Below are 16,918 nucleotides of genomic sequence, written 5' to 3'. Positions count from 1 at the left end.
TTTTGGACCACTCTGGACAGATCGGCAGCAGGCGCTGCGCGGTGATGTTGGCGCTATGGCTTGTGATACCTGGGCTGCCGGCTTTGTGGTGGTCTGTTCCGGTCGAACGCCCGTCCAGAATCGCCTGGTGAGACTAGACCCGCACTAGACCCTACTAGACGGTGAGCGGTGGCCCCCTGCGCTGGATCACTTGCCGGGCTTGGCCTGGGCCTATGCGTGATGGGCTGGCACGGGCTACACCGTCTAGTGCCGAAGCCCGAATTCTGGACAGGCTCTGGGCGGATTTGCGCCAGCGCCAGCAGGTAGGACGCCATGAAGCCAGCCGCGTGCCTGGTGCGCGGGCAGCTCGATCATGCCTGGCCAGCTTGCTCTGTCCAGAATGGCCAGCACCCTAGACCCGCCCTTGACAGTCCTTGACGGAAATTTCTGACCACGCTTGACGGATTGAGCCGCTGACGCTTGTGCATGATCGGCTGTAAGCCTTGCTGTACAAGGGCTGGAGCTGAGTCTGACTGACCGGCTGGAGCGAAGGCTGTCAAAAGTCGCTGTGTATGTCCGTCAAGAAACGCTGGAAGGCTAGAACCTAGGCAAAACCTGGCCATTAGATGATCAGCTGAATCTTCTCTCCAGCTTCTCGAGCGCTCTCCGCAATACCTTACCTTCTCCGTCTGCGTGCTCCATCCGCGTTCTTAATTCGTCGGTCCAAGCGACCAGCGAATCGCGCGCGGCAAGATCTCCGGGATTGTCAGCAAAGCTATTTATGTTTTGGAGCCGGCTTTCCCAGAACGCACACCGGTTGGTCAATTCCACGCCGTTTCTGGCCGCGATAACATCAATCACGGTACACGCTTCCCTCAGTTCGGCCAGGAGTTTAGCTGACTCCGTCCGGTCATGCCGAATAGCTTCGTCGAAGAAGCCACTATCGTCCTGATGACGTAGCACAAGGTTGAGGCTGGCGATCGCCATGTGGGTTTCGAGCTTTTGCGCGGCTACCATCGCCTCCCAGATGTGGGTTAGCGATTTTCCATGAGTAATCTGTTTCTTCCATATATTGAACCCTAGCAATGCAACGCATGCGGCGAACAGGCCCGCAGCTCCTCCAAGGAAAGAGCCAAGATGATCCAAGATCTCAAACCCTTCTTTGATCCCTCTATCAAGAGCCAACAGTGTGCATTGCAATGCAATGGCCACGAAAAGCAGCGCGGTGTTCAGTAGGCCTGAGATCTGTTTCTGCATTGTTCATTCTCTCCGTGATTCGTCTGATTTTCTGACGCTGAGGCTCTGAGCGGCAAGGCACAAATGACGATGGAGTTCCCGCGGACACGGTCCTTGGTAGTGAGGAAGACAGCGAAAGGGCACCCTCGGCGAAACTACCTATATCGATCGACTCGCCCAGCTCCAGTGAGTGGATAACGACACGTTGTGTAGAAATCGACACGGTGGGTTGGCTCTCGACGCGGTACAGAGTCGGCAATAACGTCCGCCGCCGTGCGCTAGAACCAAGCAGACCTGGCGGCGGAGCAAGGGCAGGCCTAGGGCGACCTGATCCTGGCGGCGAAAGTCCGTCAGGCCAGGGTTGGCCAGGAGGTCTGACGAGAAAGCGCAGGAGCAACACAAATCTGCAGGTGACGCAGGCCCAGCAAACGACCGAGCTGCCCACCGTGGGCTACCGGGAGCTGGGCAGTTATCAGAAAATGAGGCGCGCAGTTCATCCTGTTAAGCACCATCACATCGAGGACCGCACCATGTCCGTTATCGACTGCGACTACCTACCCGACCCAGAACCGATCACTTTTCCGCCTGAGCTGGCGCTACTGATTGTCAGTAAGGCCGCTGCCATGGCTGAGGCATTCGAGAGCAAGGCGCTCGACCAGATGACCCTGGACGCCAGCCGGGCGCTACGCGATGGAATGGAGCCGCGCAGGATCATCAGGCAGATGGGGCTGTAATTACGGGATTCTCCGTAGTTGCCTGGACAAGTGGTTACTGTCATCGCAACACCCGCCAGCGAGCACTCAGGGTCATTGGGTGGTGAAGCGCCACCCCATCGTTCAGGGGAGTGGTACCCGGCTATACATAACCCCCTGGGCACCGCTTAAACAATGGCTATACACAACCCCCCTGGCATCGGCTTGGTTGCATGAGCAATCCAGCCCAGCCGGCGCTCACTGGGTCTCCCTCCGAGGCGGATGATTTGAGAAACGGGGAACGAACGGGGAAAAATCGAGGGCAAAACCCCAGAAACGAAAAAGGCCCACCGTAAGGTGAGCCTAAGTCGTTGATTTATATGGTGCCGGCACCAGGAATCGAACCCGGGACCTACTGATTACAAGTCAGTTGCTCTACCATCTGAGCTATACCGGCGATGGGGCGTCATTATAACGATCGGTTGGCGCCTGTAAACCACTTCCTTGCGAAAGCGTGCAAATAGCCTAAGTCACCGGCCCAAAAGGATATTTTCTTACCAGCCGCGGTGGATGGTGTTGACGTTCGGTTCGGTCTTGCCGGGGTTGAAAAACAGCTTGTCGTTGTCGCAGCCACGCTTGCGGCAGGGGCTTTCCACGCGCAGGGGCAGGCCGTTGTCGCCGCCCAGCTGCATGCCGGGGGTGTTCCAGTCCAGATTGCTGGCAGGGTGCGGGGCGGGATCGCTGGCGCAGGCGCCCAGGGTCAAGGTGAAGGCTAGCAGGGCGAGGGATTTGGCTTGGGTCACGATGGTTTAGTCCGTTAGTCCATTGTCGATTCTGGCGCAACGCCAGATGGTCGCAGGGCTGGCGGGCAGCGTGCGACGTAGCTTTTTAATGATTTGGGGGGCGGATGATACACCGTCGGGCCTCTTCGCGGGTGAACCCGCTCCCACAGAGACCGTGGTGATATTGTGAGGGATTTCTGAACTTGAGACTAAATGCTTCAGGATTGGAGTATTTGGGAATTATCCTACGCGCGCAGTCGACCCTTCACTGTTGGCGGGGAAGTACCCCACCGTTAACGTTCTCGGGTCGTCAAATCCTGGCGACCGGGTGTGAGAACCCGACTTGAATGTATCGGCTGCGTTATGGCGACCGTGCACGGGCAGACCTTGGTCTGGCCGAGCTTCCTACATTCACTCGGTTTCTCACCCCGTGTACGGTTGCCGCCTCTGTTCCGTGAGAAAGATCAAGAAGTGGCAATTCCTTAATGAATGTAGGAATTCGACCATGAAAAAGATCGTCCCTGATCCACCCCGTTGTTTGATTCAAACCCCATATTTCTCCGTCCACAGCGACATCTCCCCCGAAGACGCCGTCACCCATGGCGCCGAGCTCATCCGCGGCGTCGCCGAAACCATCGACGAACACTGCCGCCTTCACGCTGGCGAACCTGGCTTGAACACGCTGGCCAACGCCGCCTTTGCGGCCGAATCGGCACTGATCCTGTTCCAGCATGCGATGGCGAGCATGAGCGATGAAGAGGGGCAGGCGCATGAGTGATACCGCTAATACCATCGTCACGGCAGGCGTGGAAACCTTCCTGGAAGCAGGAAATCCGACAGTGGATTTGTTGCGCGTGCAGCCGGGTATCCCGATCGACCAGGCCTACGAGCATGTTTCGGTGTTGCTCGGCTATATCAAACACCTGGTGCGCGAGGGAGATATGGAGGATGACCATAAGCTTTTGGGCGCTGCGGATTATCTGCTGGCCCTGGCAAAAGCACTGATGAACGATATCGAGATTGCCAAGAACAAGGTGCATTGATTCGAGGGCCGTTTCGCGGGTGTGCCCGCTTCCACAGGAGGCCCATTGCCTAATCGAATGTTTGTTTATGCACAAGAGGCATTGCCGCCGTGCGCGAAAGGCATGCCGCTTCTGCGTACCGCCGGTCTTTGCGCAAACACCTGTTTTTACTGGGCTTGAGCCGCATCTAGGAATAAGCCAAGCGTTTGAAATAGCGCTTGGCTCCGTCCAGTCATCAAAAGCTTGTTCACAGAGTTATCCACAGGTTGTGCTGCGGCTAACGGCCACGTTCGGCCAGTAGCAACAGGTTGCGTGGGGTGAGCGGGTAGTCGCAGAAAGTGCCCAAACGCACGTCGTAGCCCTGTTCTTCGAGGAACAGGGCGCGATCGAGCACCAGCCACAGTTCCAGCGGGCGGCGGAACAGGTTGCGCAGGCGTTCGAGGTTGCGTACTTCGGCCAGGCGCTGCCAGCCGGCGGCCTCCAGCGCGGCCCAGTCCGGGTTACCGCGTAACGCCACACCGCGCAGGTCGGCCAGCTCACGGCAATACTGCTCGAAAGGCTTGTCCAGCCAGGCGACTGGCAGGGAAGGGGTGGACAGGTATTCATCGCACTGGCGCTGTTCGCGCTGCAGCAGGTCGAAGCCCAGGCGCCGGGCCATGGAGCAGTCGCGTTGGTGGCGCACGCGGGCGCTGGCGGTGACGGCTTCGTTCAGCGGCAGGCCCAGGTCGATCATGCTCAACTGCAGCGAGGAGTTCTGTGCGGCTGTGGATAACGGCTGATAGTACTCGCCCGGGATGCGGTTATAGCAGCAAGGGGCCACGGCCAGGTGGCGGCAGCCGTGCTGGCTGGCCTGGCGCAGCAGGTGCACGTGCAGTTCGCCGCAGGCGTGCAGGGCGACCACGCTTTTCTCGTGGTTCAGGTGCTGGGTGCTGTCGGCAGCCATCACATCCTGGTGGACGTGGGTCGCGGGCAGGTGATGGTGGTCGCTCAGGGCCTGGCCGGCGGCCACCAGCTCGGGATTGTATTCCAGGCATGTCAGCTGCTGGCCGGGTTGCAGCAGGCGGCGGCCGAGGTGGCCTTTGCCGGAGCACCAGTCGAGCCAGTGACGGGTGTGTTCGCGAAAGCCCAAGCGGCGGCTGAAGGCTTCGATCTGCTGCCATTTACGGCCGGGGACGTTGACGTCCAGGCGGTGGCCGGCGGTGGGCAGGCCGGTGTCGGGGAGCTCGCCTAGGGCCGACAGTTGCTCGGCTTGCGCCGCCAGTTGCGGGAATGGGGCGGGCAGGCCTTGTGGATTGGTGTCGGCTTCGGCGTCGGCCAGGGTGCACTGGCGCAGGTGGGCGGCGAGTTCTGGGTATTTGCTTTCCCAGTCCAGGCGCAGGGCGGTGAAGGGCCGGGGTTTCCACAGCGGTTGGTGCTCGGTCAGGAACTGGTCGAGGGCCTGGAAGCGGTCGTTCAGGTGGTGGCTGTGGAGGTAGGTGGACATGGGGCGGGGCTTGAGGTGTGTGGTGGTTTTGAGGGCCTCTTCGCGGGCACGCCCGCTCCCACAGGTATAGCGCCAACCTCAAGAATGGCGCAGTACCTGTGGGAGCGGGCGTGCCCGCGAAGACGGCAGTGAGAGTTTCAACGACCCTGGCAGGCGTCCACGCGCAACCAGCGCTCCAGCAGTTTGAAGCCTTGCACCAGCACGAACGAGATCACCAGGTAGAACACCCCGGCAGCGAAGAAGATCTCTACCGGCAGGTAGGTCCGGGCAATGATGGTACGGGCCATGCCGGTCAGTTCCAGCAGGGTCACGGTACTGGCCAGGGCACTGGCCTTGAGCATCAGGATCACTTCGTTGCTGTAGGCCGGCAGGCCGATGCGCGAGGCTCGTGGCAGCATGATGTAGAACAGCGTCTTGCCCCGCGACATGCCTAGTGCCCGTGCGGCTTCGATTTCACCCTTGGGGATCGACTGCAGCGCACCGCGCAGGATCTCGGCGATGTAGGCGGCGGTGTGCAGGGTCATGGTCAGCACCGTGCACCAGAACGGATCGCGTAGGTACGGCCACAGGCTGCTCGAGCGCACTGCGTCGAACTGCGCCAGGCCGTAGTACACCAGGAACAGCTGCACCAGCAGCGGCGTGCCGCGGAAGAAGAAAATGTAGCTGAACGGCACGGCGCGCACGTACCAGTGGCGCGAGGAGCGGGCGATGCCCAGCGGGATGGCCAGGATCAGCCCGGCAACCACGGCTATGGCCACCAGCTCCAGGGTCAGGGTCGCGCCCTGGGCCAGGCGCGGCAGCCACTTGATGATGACTTCCCAATTCATTATTCAGCCCTCGCAAAGCCGCGAGCGGCGCGTTTTTCCATGAAGTGCATGCCGGTCATGGCGATGATCGTGAGGCTCAGATAGATACAGGCGGCGACCATGTAGAAGGTGAACGGCTCCTTGGTCACGGTCACGCCGATCTGCGCATGGCGCATGATTTCTTCCAGGCCGATCACCGACACCAGCGCGGTGTCCTTCATCAGGATCATGAACAGGTTGCCCAGGCCCGGCAGGGCGATGCGCCACATCTGTGGCAGGATGATCCGCGACAGGATACGGCCCTTGGACAGGCCCAGTGCCAGGCCGGCCTCACGGTGGCCCTTGGGAATCGCCAGGATCGCGCCGCGAAACACTTCGGTGGCATAGGCGCCGAAGCACAGGCCCAGGGCGATGACACCGGCGGCGAACGCGCTCAGCTCGAGGCCTGGCATGTTCAGGGCTTCGCCGAGGCTGTTCATCAGGCCGACGGTGCCGAAGTAGATGAGCAGAACCCAGAGCAACTCGGGCACGCCGCGCACCAGGGTCGAGTAGAAACCGCCAAGCCATTGCAGCGGCTTGATCGTGGAAGTCTTGGCCAGGGCGCCGAGCAGGCCCAGGACCAGCCCCAGCAACAGGGCGCAGAGCGCCAGTTTTACGGTCATCAGGGTGCCAGCCATCATGGCCGGACCGAATCCGTGCAGGTCGATATTCATGGGCAGGTCATTCTAGGGACCTGCGCGCCCCGGGGCGCGCAGGTCGGAGCGGATCATTCGATGCTGAATGGGAAGTACTTGTCGTTGATCTTCTTGTACGTACCGTCAGCCTTGATTTCCGCCAAGGCCTTGTTCAGCTTCTCACGCAGAGGGTCACCTTTACGCACGGCGATGCCGATCTTGTCGCTGTCGACCACTGGCTCGCCCTTGAACTCGAAGTTCATGCCGTCCTTGCTCTTGAGCCACTCGTACTGCACGTACTTGTCGGCCAGGATGCCGTCGATACGGCCGGACACCAGGTCCAGGTAGGCGTTTTCCTGGGTGTCGTACAGCTTGATATCTACGTCGTTGCCGTAGTTGTCTTCCAGCCAGGTGCCCGCCAGGGTAGCGCGCTGGGTGCCGATCACCTTGCCTTTGAGCGACGCCTTGTCGGTCTTGAAGTCGACGTTCTTCGGCGCGATGAACTGCAGCTTGTTGGAGTAGTACGGGTCGGTGAAGTCGACGGCCTGCTTGCGCTCGTCGGTGATCGACAGCGACGACACCAGGAAGTCGAACTTCTTGGCATTCAGGGCCGGGATGATGCCATCCCAGTCGGAGGTGACCACGTCGCACTCGACCTTCATCTTGGCGCACAGGGCGTCGCCGATGTCCTTGTCGAAGCCGACGACGTTACCGCTGGCATCCTTGTTGTTGAACGGTGGGTAGGCGGCTTCGATACCCATGCGCAGTTTTTCCGCGGCCATGGCGTTTGCCGACATCACCAGGGTGGCAGCGGCTGCCAGGAGGAACTTCTTGTAAATGTGCATGTATTGCTCCGTTAGCGGTGGCTGGACATGAATTGCTTGCAACGCGCCGAGGTCGGGTTCTCGAAGACCTGCTGCGGCGATCCTTGCTCTTCAACCAGGCCCTGGTGCAGGAAGACCACTTCACTGGACACCTGGCGGGCAAAGTTCATCTCGTGCGTCACCAGCAGCATGGTACGGCCTTCTTCGGCCAGTGCGCGGATAACGTTAAGCACTTCCTGGACCATTTCCGGATCGAGCGCCGAGGTCGGCTCGTCGAACAGGATGACCTTGGGCTTCATGGCCAGGGTGCGGGCGATGGCAGCGCGTTGCTGCTGGCCACCGGAAAGTTGGGCGGGGTAGCTGTGGCGCTTGTCGTGGATGCCGACCTTGTTCAACAGCGCTTCGGCGGCTTCGATGGCTTCGGCCTTGCTCTGGCCGAGCACGCGACGCGGCGCTTCGATGATGTTGTCGAGGATCGACATGTGCGGCCACAGGTTGAAGTTCTGGAAGACGAAGCCGATCTCGCTGCGCAGGCGGTTGATCTGGCGATTGTCGGCGGCGATCAGGTCACCGTTCTTTGCGGCCTTGAGCTTGAGGCTCTCGCCGGCGACGAGGATTTCACCCTGGTGGGGGTTTTCCAACAGGTTGATGCAGCGCAGCAGGGTGGACTTGCCGGAGCCGGACGACCCCAGGATGGAGATCACGTCACCATCGCGCGCGGTCAGCGAAATGCCCTTGAGAATTTCCTGCTCGCCGTAGCGTTTGTGCAGATTGCGGATTTCCAGCGCGGGCGTGGCCTGGGCCATGTGCGGTCCTCATGTGATCGGGTGCGTTCCCAGCTGTTGGCGGCCTTCCTGGCGAGCGCCACGCTAGCATAGCGGCAATATGACGGCCAACAGGGTCGCAGGGGGCTCAAGGCGTTGCCGGGGCAGTTTGTCGCATCGTTGCAGTGCAACGTCGCGCAGATGTCCGCAAAGGGTCTCGCCCAGCGCCGTAGCCTTGATGAAAAAAGGCGCGATGGTGCCAGTTTTGGCCGGCACTGGGAAGCGCTTTTAGACCATTCGCGGGTCTGGCTCGTTGCTGCGGGTGCGACCGTAGCCTGTTGAAGTTGGCGGGGAGGGTTGTACCTGCTGGTTGCACTTTTGTGCATTGCACTGGTGCAAAGGTGTTACCGGGGAGCACCTTTGGTGCGATTGTAAGTGGGTATTTCCGTAATCCAGACTTGGCATGGAGATTTGGCGTCCTTTCGGTCAAAGATTGGCCGAATGCCCTGCAAGCCGCGTATTTGATAGGCTGGCATATCCACCTGACGAACGTTTTGCGCACATGGCGCGGTTATTGCCAGTAGGAAACCGCCGATTGCAGCGATGCCTAGGTCAACCCCAGGTACGCTCTGTTAACGCAATCGGAGTGGTCCACTCCTTACAAAGGTAGTTTTAATGAGCGGTAACAATTCCAATGACCTCGCTCAGGGGCTCAAACAACGGCATGTCACCATGCTGTCCATTGCTGGCGTTATCGGCGCCGGTCTGTTCGTGGGGTCCGGCCACGCTATCGCAGCGGCCGGCCCGGCCGTACTGCTGGCCTATGCCGCCGCGGGTACCTTGGTGGTACTGGTGATGCGCATGCTCGGTGAAATGGCGATTGCCTCGCCGGATACCGGTTCGTTCTCTACTTATGCCGACCGCGCCATTGGCCGCTGGGCCGGTTTTACCATTGGCTGGTTGTACTGGTGGTTCTGGGTGCTGGTGATTCCGCTGGAAGCCAACGCCGCTGCGGCCATTCTTCACGCCTGGTTCCCGTCGGTGGACCTGTGGGCCTTCTCGCTTCTTATTACCTTGGCGCTGACCCTGACCAACCTGTGCAGCGTGAAGAACTACGGTGAGTTCGAGTTCTGGTTCGCCCTGCTCAAGGTACTGGCGATCATCGGCTTCATCGTCGTTGGCTGCATCGCCATGTTTGGCTTCGTGCCAAGCAGCCAGGTGAGCGGCGCTTCGCACCTGTTCGATACCCAGGGCTTCATGCCTAACGGCCTGGGCGCGGTGCTGGCGGCCATGCTGACCACCATGTTCTCGTTCATGGGTACCGAAATCGTCACCATCGCTGCAGCCGAATCGAAAGACCCGGGCAAGCAGATCAGCCGCGCTACCAACTCGGTGATCTGGCGTATCTGCCTGTTCTACCTGGTGTCGATCTTCCTCGTTGTTGCCCTGGTACCGTGGAACGACCCGGCCCTGGCAGAAGTCGGTTCCTACCAGACCGTGCTGAGCCGCATCGGTGTGCCGAACGCCAAGCTGATCGTCGACATCGTCGTACTGGTCGCCGTGACCAGCTGCCTGAACTCGGCGCTGTACACCTCGTCGCGCATGCTGTTCTCGCTGAGCAAGCGTGGCGACGCCCCGGCCATCGCCCAGCGCACCACCAAGGCGGCTACCCCGCATGTGGCCGTGCTGCTGTCGACCGCTGCCGCGTTCCTCTGCGTGTTCGCCAACTACGTGGCCCCGGCCCAGGTGTTCGAGTTCCTGCTGGCCAGCTCTGGCGCCATCGCGCTGCTGGTGTACCTGGTGATTGCCGTGTCGCAACTGCGCATGCGCAGCCAGCGTGAGGCACGTGGCGAGAAGATTGCCTTCAAGATGTGGCTGTTCCCGGGCCTGACCTGGGCGACCATCGCCTTCATCGTTGCCGTGCTGGCGGTGATGGCGCTGCGTGAGGACCACCGTGCCGAGATCATCGCGACTGCGCTGTTGAGCATTGGCGTGGTGGCGGCGGGCTTGCTGGTGCACCGCAAGCGTGAAGCTGCCGGGCGGGTGGCGCTGGATAACTGATCCGCGCTGCTTGAAATGAAAAGGCCGCATCCTCTGCAGGGTGCGGCCTTTTTTATTGTCTGTACCGGCCCTTTCGCGGGCACGCCCGCTCCCACAGGTACTGCACCGCTTTCGAAACCTTTGGTGCTCCTGTGGGAGGGGGCTTGCCCGCGAAGAGGGGGGAACAGGTTACCAAGCCTGATCAGCCAAACTGCTTCTGTTGTTGCTGCTGCTTGGCCACCAGTTCGGAAGCGGCGATATAGGCTTCCTGGAACTCGTCACTCTCCAGCCAGGCCATGGTGGTGTCTTCGTCGGCGCCGTCGAGCCAGGTGCGGTAGGCGTTGAACACCAGCACGATGTAGTCGGTGGCGTGCTCTTCCTTGTGGCCCTTGAGTACCAGGGCCAGCAGCGGGTCGACCAGGAACACCGAGATCATTGCTACCAGGCTGGTTTCCTGGGCGGCTTTCATCTTCGCGAACAGCTCTTTGTAGCTGTCGGTCTCCATGGCCTTTTTGAACACCTGCTCGATGCTCGCGCTGTCACCGGCACTGGCCTTGACCGCCTGGCCGCTGCGCACCATGCGGTTCTGCTTGGCTTTGCTGGCGGCGCGCTTGGCGCGTTTCTGTTGCTTGGTTGGGGTGGCCATGGGTGAATCCTTGGGTGTCCGGAAATTGCGCGTATTGAAGCGCAGCGGCCGGGGTGATTCAACTGGTGGGCGCTGTCGGCTCGTCTCCCTCGAAACCGCGCGATGCGCGGCCGACCAACAGCTCATCGGGCGCATGAGCCACGCGGTGATCCTTCCCCGGATAATCCAGCGAATGCAGGAAGTGCCGGATACAGTTGATCCGTGCGCGTTTCTTGTCGTCCGACTTGATCACCGTCCACGGTGCATCGGCGGTATCGGTATGGAAGAACATCGCCTCCTTGGCTGCGGTGTAGTCTTCCCACTTGTCCAGCGACTTGATGTCGATGGGCGACAGCTTCCAGTGCTTGAGCGGGTCGTCCCGGCGCGAGATGAAGCGACGCAGCTGCTCTTCGCGGTTCACCGAGAACCAGTACTTGAACAGCAGGATGCCGCTGTTGCACAGCATTCGCTCCAGGTCCGGCGCCTGGCGCATGAACTCCAGATATTGCACCGGCGAGCAGAAGCCCATTACCTTCTCGACCCCGGCGCGGTTGTACCAGGAGCGGTCGAAGAAGACCATTTCACCCGCCGTGGGCAGGTGCTGGATGTAACGCTGGAAGTACCACTGCCCCAGTTCCTGCTCGGAAGGCTTCTCCAGCGCGACGATCCGGGCGCCTCGCGGGTTGAGGTGCTCCATGAAGCGTTTGATCGTGCCACCTTTGCCCGCTGCGTCACGCCCCTCGAACAGAATGACCACGCGCTGGCCGGTTTCCTTGACCCAGCTCTGGACCTTCAGCAGTTCGATCTGCAGTGCGTGCTTGGCCTTTTCGTAATCCTGGCGGCGCAGACGGGTGCGGTACGGGTAGCTGGCCGGCAGGCGTGCCGAGGTGCTGTCCTCGGTGCTGCCCTTCGGTGCGCTGGCCACTTCAAGTGCGGCAGGGGCCTGGCTGACCTGGGTGATGGCGGGCTCGGGTTTGCGCTGGCGAGGGCGGCGGGAGCGGGCTGCGGCGGGAGCGCGAGTCGAGGTCTCGTCGGGGGCGGGGAGTAGGAGGGTGGCTTCTTCGCTCATGGAGGTCCTTGCGAGGTCGGGTCGAATGTCCACTTCTGATTTTGAGTTTGGGTATGGGAGAAGTTGTTGATGCTGATCAATGCCGGTGGGCGGAGGATGTGGCGCTGCGCATTCAAATAGTTTGAAACACGTCCAGATTGATGTAGTGTGAACTACGGTTTACATTTTTCCCATGCACACACTATTACAAACCGACAGCTACAGAAGGTGGTTCGCCGCGTTGCGGGATGCTCGTGCACAGGCTCGTATCAATGTGCGCTTGCGGCGGGTCGAGCTTGGAGTGACTGGGGACTGTAGGCCGGTAGGTGAAGGAGTGTCCGAGCTGCGGATCGATTACGGTCCGGGCTATCGGGTGTATTTCGTTCAGCGAGGCTACGAGGTGATCATCCTCCTGGCGGGTGGCGACAAGTCCACTCAGGCCAGGGATATCAGATCAGCCCTGAAGCTGGCACGCGAGCTATAGGAGGCCGCCATGACTGATACCAAACTGACCAAGTGGGATGCCGCGGATCACCTCAAGACAGAGGAAGACATGGCTCTGTACCTTGAGGCCTGTCTTGAAGAAAACGATCCGGTGCTGCTTGCCGCTGCCTTGGGCGATATCGCGCGTGCTCGTGGCATGGCGCAACTGGCGCGTGATACGGGCCTGACTCGTGAGGGGCTATACAAAGCCTTGTCGGCGGAGGGTAACCCTAGCCTGGCGACCATCATGAAAGTGATGGCGGCACTCGGCCTGAGGCTACATGCCGAGGTGGTGTCTCCGCGAACTGCCGGGTAGGGCTCGAGGTGTGGTGTGGCAGCTACAGATGCTGCTCATCCAGAAAGCAAAAATCACAGACAACAAAAAACCCGCACTAGGCGGGTTTCTTGTGTCGCTTCGGGTAACTTTGCAACCACCAGAAGCTTGAAGGTGGTGCCCAGAGACGGAGTCGAACCGCCGACACGAGGATTTTCAATCCTCTGCTCTACCGACTGAGCTATCTGGGCGACGAGGTGAATTAAATAGATTTTCTGACGGCCCGTCAACGACTTTTTGAAAAAATTTTAAATTAATTCCGTCGCTTACGTTTCATGGGGTCATTCGGAGGGTGGAACGTAGCCTTCCGCCTGGGCGTATTCCTCGCCGGCGAAGAACTTGTCCATCTCGCCCTGGAGGAACTTGCGGTCCTCGCCGTTCATCATGTTCAGGCGCTTTTCGTTGATCAGCATGGTCTGGTGTTTCTTCCAGTCTTCCCAGGCTTTCTCCGAGATGTGGTCGAAGATGTCCTGGCCCTTGGCACCGGGGTAGGGCGGGCGGGCCAGGCCTGGGAGTTCTTCTTTGTACTTGCGGCACATCACGGTGCGGGTCATCGGGCTTCTCCTGCTATCAGTTCGTCGGCCGCGCGTTTGAGCAGCTTCTTGACCGGGGCGGCGAGGCCCAGGCGCGGCGGGGTGGCGAGGTTATACCAGAGCCAGTCGGCCTCGGCCACGTGCTGGCCGACCGGTTCGACACGTACCAGCCACGGCTCGATCGCCAGCTGGAAGTGGCTGAAGGTGTGGGTCAGGCCGTCCAGTGCGCGGCTTTCGGCCAGGCGCAGGCCGTGCTGGTAGGCAAGGTCGTCGAGCTGGGCGAGATCGTCCAGCTCCGGCAGGCTCCACAAGCCACCCCATAGGCCGCTGGATGGGCGGCGGTAAAGCAGAATGGCGCCTTCATCGTTGGCCAGCAGCGGCATCAACGTGCGCCGTTGCGGCAGTGCCTTGCGTGGCTTGGGCTCGGGGTAGCGGGTTTCTTCGCCGTGCAAATGTGCTTCGCAGCCTCGCTGCAACGGGCAGATCAGGCAACTGGGCTTGCTGCGCGTGCACAGCGTCGCGCCCATGTCCATCATCGCCTGGGTGTAGTGGTTGGCGCGCTGCTGCGGCGTGAAGCGCTCGGCTGTGGCCCACAGCTGGTTGGCCACCTTGGGCTCGCCGGGGTAGCCGGCCTGGGCGGTGTAGCGGGCCAGCACACGCTTGACGTTGCCATCGAGAATCGGCGCGCGAATGCCCATGCTGATGCTGGCGATGGCACCGGCAGTGGAGCGGCCGATGCCGGGCAGCGCGGTAAGCTGCTCGACGCTACGCGGAAATTCGCCGCCATGCTGTTCGACGACGATCTTCGCGGCCTTCTGCAGGTTGCGCGCGCGCGTGTAGTAGCCAAGGCCGGTCCACAGGTGCAGCACTTCGTCCTCGGGCGCTGCAGCCAGGGCCTGCACGGTTGGCAGGGCCTGCATGAAGCGGTCGAAATAGTTGAGCACGGTGCTCACCTGGGTCTGCTGCAGCATGATTTCCGACACCCACACGCGGTATGGGTTGATGCCCTGTTGCCAGGGCAGGTCGTGGCGACCGTGCTGGTCGTACCAGTCCAGCACGGCGTTGGAGAACTGCGTGGGGGTCATCGCTTGAACAGCCCCTTGAGCGCGTCTTTCAGTTCTGGGCTCACTTTATCTCCGAGTTTTTCATCGATCTTGTCTTTCAGGCGGTTGCCGGCCAGCTTGGCCGCGACCTTGCCCAGGCCGTCCTGGTCCAGGCGGCAAGCCTTGGCGCCGATCTCCAGCGGGCCGCGGCAGCGCAGCGGCACTTCCACGCCCACGAAGCGTTCGTTGACCTGGCAGGCCGGGTCGGGCATGGCGCGCTGATCGCCTTCGACGATCACCCCGACGTTGTAGTCCATGCCCAGCACGCGCAGGTCGAGGTCGCCATGGCCGTTGACGGTCAGGCCAGGGATGCGTGCCTTGAGGTCCGGGTTGCTGGCCACGCCATTGCGAATCACCAGGCTGCCGCGTAGCTCTTCGAACGGAGTGTCCTTGCCACGTGGTTCGCCGCTCAACGTCTTGCGGTTAAGGGTGGCGATGGCCTGGCACAGTTGCTGTTCAAGGTTGGCATTGACCAGCACGCCATCGTTGATGGTGAAGTTTGCGCTGCCATTGAGGGTGTCGACCAGTGCCTTCTGGCTGTTACCGGTGGCCGTCAGATCACTGGTCAGGGTCAGCAGGCCTTTGACCGGCGGCGTCTGCTCCTTGCCTTCAGCTTTGATGAAGTGCTCGACCGGCACCCGGTTGATCCTGGTGTTGATGCCGAGCTGCGGTACGGCAGGGCGCACGTCGACGTTGCCCTTGGCTTCGAAGGTGCCGTTGTAGAGGCCGCCCCGCAGGGTTTGCAAGGTCAGCAGCCCGCCCTGGGCGGTGGCCTGCAACTGAGCGTCGCTGATTGGCAGCTTGTCCAGGGTCAGCGCACCGAAGGCCAGGTCAGCTTGCAGGTCGAGCACGCGCAGGCGGTCTACCGGCAACAGCTTGTCGTCGCTCCAGGCTACCTGGGTCGGGGCATTGGGCAGTGGCGAGCTGCCGGCACCGGCGACTGCACTGGCTTCCTGCTGCTGGACCTCCGCCTGGCGTGCGGCAGTGGCGCCTTTGGCTTGCTCGCTCTTGGCCAGCAGGTAGCGATCGGCATCGAACCTGTCGCCTTTGAGCTGCAGGCGCAGGGCCTGCTTGGCGAAGTCGTCGATGGCCACGCGGCCAGTGAAGGTGGTGTCGTCCAGCTTCACAGCCAGGTCGGCCAGGGTCAGGCTGGACGGTGTGCCTTGCAGGCGGGTCACCAGCTCCAGCTTGCCGAAGGCTGCCGGGTCGTTGGTGGCCGGCAGCGGATGGCCGATGCCGTCGAGGAAGGTGCGCAGGTTGAACTGGGCGATGGACAGGCCGCCGCTCAGTTGCGGGGCCTTGTCCAGGTCGCGCAGGTTCAGTTCGCCGAGGGCGCGCAGCTGGTTCGCCGAGACTTTCAGGCCGCTCCAGGAGGCCACGTTGGCACCCATGTCGACCAGCAGCTGGCCCTGGGCGCCAAAGGTGACGGTCTTGCCAGCGGTAGGTTCGCCGGAGGTTTCGCCGGTCAGGCGCAGGTCTTCGAAGTTGTAGCGCTTGAGCTTGCGATCGAAGCGCAGCTCGCCGGCAAGCTCGGTGCGGGCCTTGATGGCCGGCTGGCTGGCGCTGAGGAAGGCGCTGGCTTTGAGGGCGATATTGGTGCCTTCGTGGACCGGGCCGGTGCTCAGCTGGATGCTTTCGGCGCTGTAGCTCTGGCCGCTCTTGGCATCGGTGTAGTAAACCCGGGCGTTGTTCACGGTCAGGCTGTCGATGTCGAGCTTCACCGCGCGCTCACTGCTGCTTTCAGCAGGCTTCGCCGGTTGCTCGGCAGGTGCCTGGGCCGGCGCACTGGCAGTGCCATCGGTGGTGGCCGGTAGCGGCTTGCCGATGTCCTCCCAGTTGCCGTGGCCGTTTTCGTCGCGTACCAAGGTCAGGTTGAGGCCCTCGACGCGTACATCGCTCATCTGCACTTCGCGGCGCAGCAGTGGCAGCACACGCACGGAGAGGCCGAGCATCTGCAGGTCGGCGAACGGCTCCTTGGGGTTGGCCAGCGTCGCGATACTGGCTTCGTGCAGCTCCAGGCCCAGCCAGGGGAACAGACTCCAGCCGATGTCGCCGTTGAGGGTCAGCTCGACGTGCGCCTTGTCCCGCGCCAGTTGGCGGATCTCGTCTTTGTAGTCGTTGGGATCGAAGAGGTGGGTCAGGGCGAAGCCCAGCGCCACGATGATCAGCAGCAACCCGAGAAGCCCCAGTCCCAGGATTTTGCCGAACGCTTTCATGGGCGAGTCCTTGTAGTCCGTAGTGTGAATTCCGAACGGCTGAGTATAGCGCCGCAGGGGTGGGCTCTGCGTATTCGACTAGCGATGCAGGGCGAATCTGATGATTTTGGGGTTCGACAGTTGTGGTTTCGGCAGTTCCTTCTGTGCTGGATTCTTCGCGGGTTTGCCCGCTCCCACAGGTTCATCACAGGTTTTGAGACCTGTGCAGTACCTGTGGCAGCGGGCGAGCCCGCGAAGAGGCCGGTGCAGATAGCGCCGAAATACCGATTCAGCC

The 16,918-nt window shown here is 61.4% G+C and carries 18 protein-coding genes and 2 tRNA genes; 6 read left to right on the top strand and 14 right to left on the bottom strand.

Annotated elements, in window-relative coordinates; all coding sequences use genetic code 11:
- Positions 1 to 609: 609 nt before the first annotated feature.
- A complete protein-coding gene (locus ACTORR_RS12350; RefSeq protein ID WP_313364475.1) occupies positions 610 to 1,236 on the bottom strand; it encodes a hypothetical protein in 627 nt (208 codons plus the stop codon).
- A gap of 509 nt (positions 1,237 to 1,745) precedes the next feature.
- On the opposite strand from ACTORR_RS12350, the gene ACTORR_RS12345 reads away from it, so the two are divergent.
- Positions 1,746 to 1,949: a hypothetical protein gene (locus ACTORR_RS12345; RefSeq protein ID WP_313364476.1), complete on the top strand. Its 204-nt coding sequence runs from the start codon at positions 1,746 to 1,748 to the stop codon at positions 1,947 to 1,949.
- 339 nt (positions 1,950 to 2,288) lie between these two features.
- On the opposite strand, the gene ACTORR_RS12340 is transcribed toward ACTORR_RS12345, so the two are convergent.
- Positions 2,289 to 2,364 (bottom strand) — tRNA-Thr (locus ACTORR_RS12340).
- Between the two features lie 97 nt (positions 2,365 to 2,461).
- The gene (locus ACTORR_RS12335; RefSeq protein ID WP_313365985.1) at positions 2,462 to 2,710 is read right to left on the bottom strand and encodes a hypothetical protein; all 249 of its coding nucleotides are present in this window, start codon (positions 2,708 to 2,710) and stop codon (positions 2,462 to 2,464) included.
- A 484-nt stretch (positions 2,711 to 3,194) separates the two neighbouring features.
- Here ACTORR_RS12335 and ACTORR_RS12330 point away from each other — a divergent pair, with 484 nt between their 5' ends.
- Both ACTORR_RS12330 and ACTORR_RS12325 read left to right on the top strand, forming a co-directional pair.
- Positions 3,195 to 3,467 carry a hypothetical protein gene (locus tag ACTORR_RS12330; protein ID WP_313365986.1) on the top strand — a complete coding sequence of 91 codons (273 nt, stop codon included), beginning with the start codon at positions 3,195 to 3,197 and terminating at the stop codon, positions 3,465 to 3,467.
- Complete coding sequence (locus tag ACTORR_RS12325) at positions 3,460 to 3,732, top strand: DUF3077 domain-containing protein (protein ID WP_313365987.1); 273 nt, start codon at positions 3,460 to 3,462, stop codon at positions 3,730 to 3,732. Before ACTORR_RS12330 ends, ACTORR_RS12325 begins: the two co-directional genes overlap by 8 nt.
- Positions 3,733 to 3,988: 256 nt before the next feature.
- On the opposite strand, the gene ACTORR_RS12320 is transcribed toward ACTORR_RS12325, so the two are convergent.
- From ACTORR_RS12320 to ACTORR_RS12300, 5 genes are all read right to left on the bottom strand, one after another.
- Positions 3,989 to 5,194 (bottom strand): methyltransferase, encoded by a 1,206-nt coding sequence (locus tag ACTORR_RS12320; RefSeq protein WP_313365988.1) that lies wholly within the window; start codon positions 5,192 to 5,194, stop codon positions 3,989 to 3,991.
- Between the two features lie 137 nt (positions 5,195 to 5,331).
- Positions 5,332 to 6,021, bottom strand: coding sequence for an ABC transporter permease (locus ACTORR_RS12315; RefSeq protein WP_054886716.1), 690 nt, complete (start codon positions 6,019 to 6,021; stop codon positions 5,332 to 5,334).
- On the bottom strand, positions 6,021 to 6,713 hold the full coding sequence (locus tag ACTORR_RS12310) for an ABC transporter permease (protein ID WP_054886715.1): 693 nt from the start codon (positions 6,711 to 6,713) through the stop codon (positions 6,021 to 6,023). Before ACTORR_RS12310 ends, ACTORR_RS12315 begins: the two co-directional genes overlap by 1 nt.
- A 53-nt stretch (positions 6,714 to 6,766) precedes the next feature.
- Positions 6,767 to 7,519: an ABC transporter substrate-binding protein gene (locus ACTORR_RS12305; RefSeq protein ID WP_099813793.1), complete on the bottom strand. Its 753-nt coding sequence runs from the start codon at positions 7,517 to 7,519 to the stop codon at positions 6,767 to 6,769.
- An 11-nt stretch (positions 7,520 to 7,530) separates the two neighbouring features.
- Positions 7,531 to 8,304, bottom strand: coding sequence for an ABC transporter ATP-binding protein (locus tag ACTORR_RS12300; protein WP_054886713.1), 774 nt, complete (start codon positions 8,302 to 8,304; stop codon positions 7,531 to 7,533).
- Between the two features lie 633 nt (positions 8,305 to 8,937).
- Here ACTORR_RS12300 and gabP point away from each other — a divergent pair.
- The gene (gabP, locus tag ACTORR_RS12295) at positions 8,938 to 10,323 is read left to right on the top strand and encodes a GABA permease (RefSeq protein WP_054886712.1); all 1,386 of its coding nucleotides are present in this window, start codon (positions 8,938 to 8,940) and stop codon (positions 10,321 to 10,323) included.
- A 181-nt stretch (positions 10,324 to 10,504) separates the two neighbouring features.
- On the opposite strand, the gene ACTORR_RS12290 is transcribed toward gabP, so the two are convergent.
- Positions 10,505 to 10,948: a hypothetical protein gene (locus ACTORR_RS12290; protein ID WP_313365267.1), complete on the bottom strand. Its 444-nt coding sequence runs from the start codon at positions 10,946 to 10,948 to the stop codon at positions 10,505 to 10,507.
- 58 nt (positions 10,949 to 11,006) lie between these two features.
- Complete coding sequence (gene ppk2, locus ACTORR_RS12285) at positions 11,007 to 11,996, bottom strand: polyphosphate kinase 2 (RefSeq protein ID WP_441343645.1); 990 nt, start codon at positions 11,994 to 11,996, stop codon at positions 11,007 to 11,009.
- A 172-nt stretch (positions 11,997 to 12,168) separates the two neighbouring features.
- Between ppk2 and ACTORR_RS12280 the strand changes: the two genes are divergently transcribed.
- Together ACTORR_RS12280 and ACTORR_RS12275 are read left to right on the top strand one after the other, a co-directional pair.
- Positions 12,169 to 12,459 (top strand): type II toxin-antitoxin system RelE/ParE family toxin, encoded by a 291-nt coding sequence (locus tag ACTORR_RS12280; RefSeq protein ID WP_313365269.1) that lies wholly within the window; start codon positions 12,169 to 12,171, stop codon positions 12,457 to 12,459.
- A 9-nt stretch (positions 12,460 to 12,468) separates the two neighbouring features.
- A complete protein-coding gene (locus ACTORR_RS12275) occupies positions 12,469 to 12,774 on the top strand; it encodes an addiction module antidote protein (protein ID WP_159412912.1) in 306 nt (101 codons plus the stop codon).
- Between the two features lie 133 nt (positions 12,775 to 12,907).
- Here the strand turns inward: ACTORR_RS12275 and ACTORR_RS12270 are convergent.
- The 4 genes from ACTORR_RS12270 to ACTORR_RS12255 all read right to left on the bottom strand — a co-directional run bounded on the left by ACTORR_RS12270 (position 12,908) and on the right by ACTORR_RS12255 (position 16,644).
- Positions 12,908 to 12,983, bottom strand: a tRNA-Phe gene (locus ACTORR_RS12270).
- Between the two features lie 90 nt (positions 12,984 to 13,073).
- A complete protein-coding gene (locus tag ACTORR_RS12265; protein WP_027917574.1) occupies positions 13,074 to 13,346 on the bottom strand; it encodes an oxidative damage protection protein in 273 nt (90 codons plus the stop codon).
- On the bottom strand, positions 13,343 to 14,410 hold the full coding sequence (mutY, locus tag ACTORR_RS12260) for an A/G-specific adenine glycosylase (RefSeq protein ID WP_313365270.1): 1,068 nt from the start codon (positions 14,408 to 14,410) through the stop codon (positions 13,343 to 13,345). The genes ACTORR_RS12265 and mutY overlap by 4 nt, the downstream gene beginning before the upstream one ends.
- Positions 14,407 to 16,644, bottom strand: a complete 2,238-nt coding sequence (locus ACTORR_RS12255; RefSeq protein WP_313365271.1) for an AsmA family protein — start codon at positions 16,642 to 16,644, stop codon at positions 14,407 to 14,409. The genes mutY and ACTORR_RS12255 overlap by 4 nt, the downstream gene beginning before the upstream one ends.
- Between the last annotated feature and the right edge of the window lie 274 nt (positions 16,645 to 16,918).

Source organism: Pseudomonas sp. SAR267 (assembly GCF_052077595.1).
Lineage (GTDB): Bacteria > Pseudomonadota > Gammaproteobacteria > Pseudomonadales > Pseudomonadaceae > Aquipseudomonas > Aquipseudomonas vlassakiae.
Note: the sequence above shows the minus strand (reverse complement) of the source record. Positions and strands in the feature narration are given on the sequence as shown.

Excerpts from the sequence above, each read along its gene's own strand:
- ACTORR_RS12350 (WP_313364475.1), bottom strand. The coding sequence starts at position 1,236 with ATGCAGAAACAGATCTCAGGCCTACTGAACACCGCGCTGCTTTTCGTG.
- ACTORR_RS12345 (WP_313364476.1), top strand. The coding sequence starts at position 1,746 with ATGTCCGTTATCGACTGCGACTACCTACCCGACCCAGAACCGATCACT.
- ACTORR_RS12330 (WP_313365986.1), top strand. The coding sequence starts at position 3,195 with ATGAAAAAGATCGTCCCTGATCCACCCCGTTGTTTGATTCAAACCCCA.
- ACTORR_RS12325 (WP_313365987.1), top strand. The coding sequence starts at position 3,460 with ATGAGTGATACCGCTAATACCATCGTCACGGCAGGCGTGGAAACCTTC.
- ACTORR_RS12320 (WP_313365988.1), bottom strand. The coding sequence starts at position 5,194 with ATGTCCACCTACCTCCACAGCCACCACCTGAACGACCGCTTCCAGGCC.
- ACTORR_RS12315 (WP_054886716.1), bottom strand. The coding sequence starts at position 6,021 with ATGAATTGGGAAGTCATCATCAAGTGGCTGCCGCGCCTGGCCCAGGGC.
- ACTORR_RS12310 (WP_054886715.1), bottom strand. The coding sequence starts at position 6,713 with ATGAATATCGACCTGCACGGATTCGGTCCGGCCATGATGGCTGGCACC.
- ACTORR_RS12305 (WP_099813793.1), bottom strand. The coding sequence starts at position 7,519 with ATGCACATTTACAAGAAGTTCCTCCTGGCAGCCGCTGCCACCCTGGTG.
- ACTORR_RS12300 (WP_054886713.1), bottom strand. The coding sequence starts at position 8,304 with ATGGCCCAGGCCACGCCCGCGCTGGAAATCCGCAATCTGCACAAACGC.
- gabP (WP_054886712.1), top strand. The coding sequence starts at position 8,938 with ATGAGCGGTAACAATTCCAATGACCTCGCTCAGGGGCTCAAACAACGG.
- ACTORR_RS12290 (WP_313365267.1), bottom strand. The coding sequence starts at position 10,948 with ATGGCCACCCCAACCAAGCAACAGAAACGCGCCAAGCGCGCCGCCAGC.
- ppk2 (WP_441343645.1), bottom strand. The coding sequence starts at position 11,996 with ATGAGCGAAGAAGCCACCCTCCTACTCCCCGCCCCCGACGAGACCTCG.
- ACTORR_RS12280 (WP_313365269.1), top strand. The coding sequence starts at position 12,169 with ATGCACACACTATTACAAACCGACAGCTACAGAAGGTGGTTCGCCGCG.
- ACTORR_RS12275 (WP_159412912.1), top strand. The coding sequence starts at position 12,469 with ATGACTGATACCAAACTGACCAAGTGGGATGCCGCGGATCACCTCAAG.
- ACTORR_RS12265 (WP_027917574.1), bottom strand. The coding sequence starts at position 13,346 with ATGACCCGCACCGTGATGTGCCGCAAGTACAAAGAAGAACTCCCAGGC.
- mutY (WP_313365270.1), bottom strand. The coding sequence starts at position 14,410 with ATGACCCCCACGCAGTTCTCCAACGCCGTGCTGGACTGGTACGACCAG.
- ACTORR_RS12255 (WP_313365271.1), bottom strand. The coding sequence starts at position 16,644 with ATGAAAGCGTTCGGCAAAATCCTGGGACTGGGGCTTCTCGGGTTGCTG.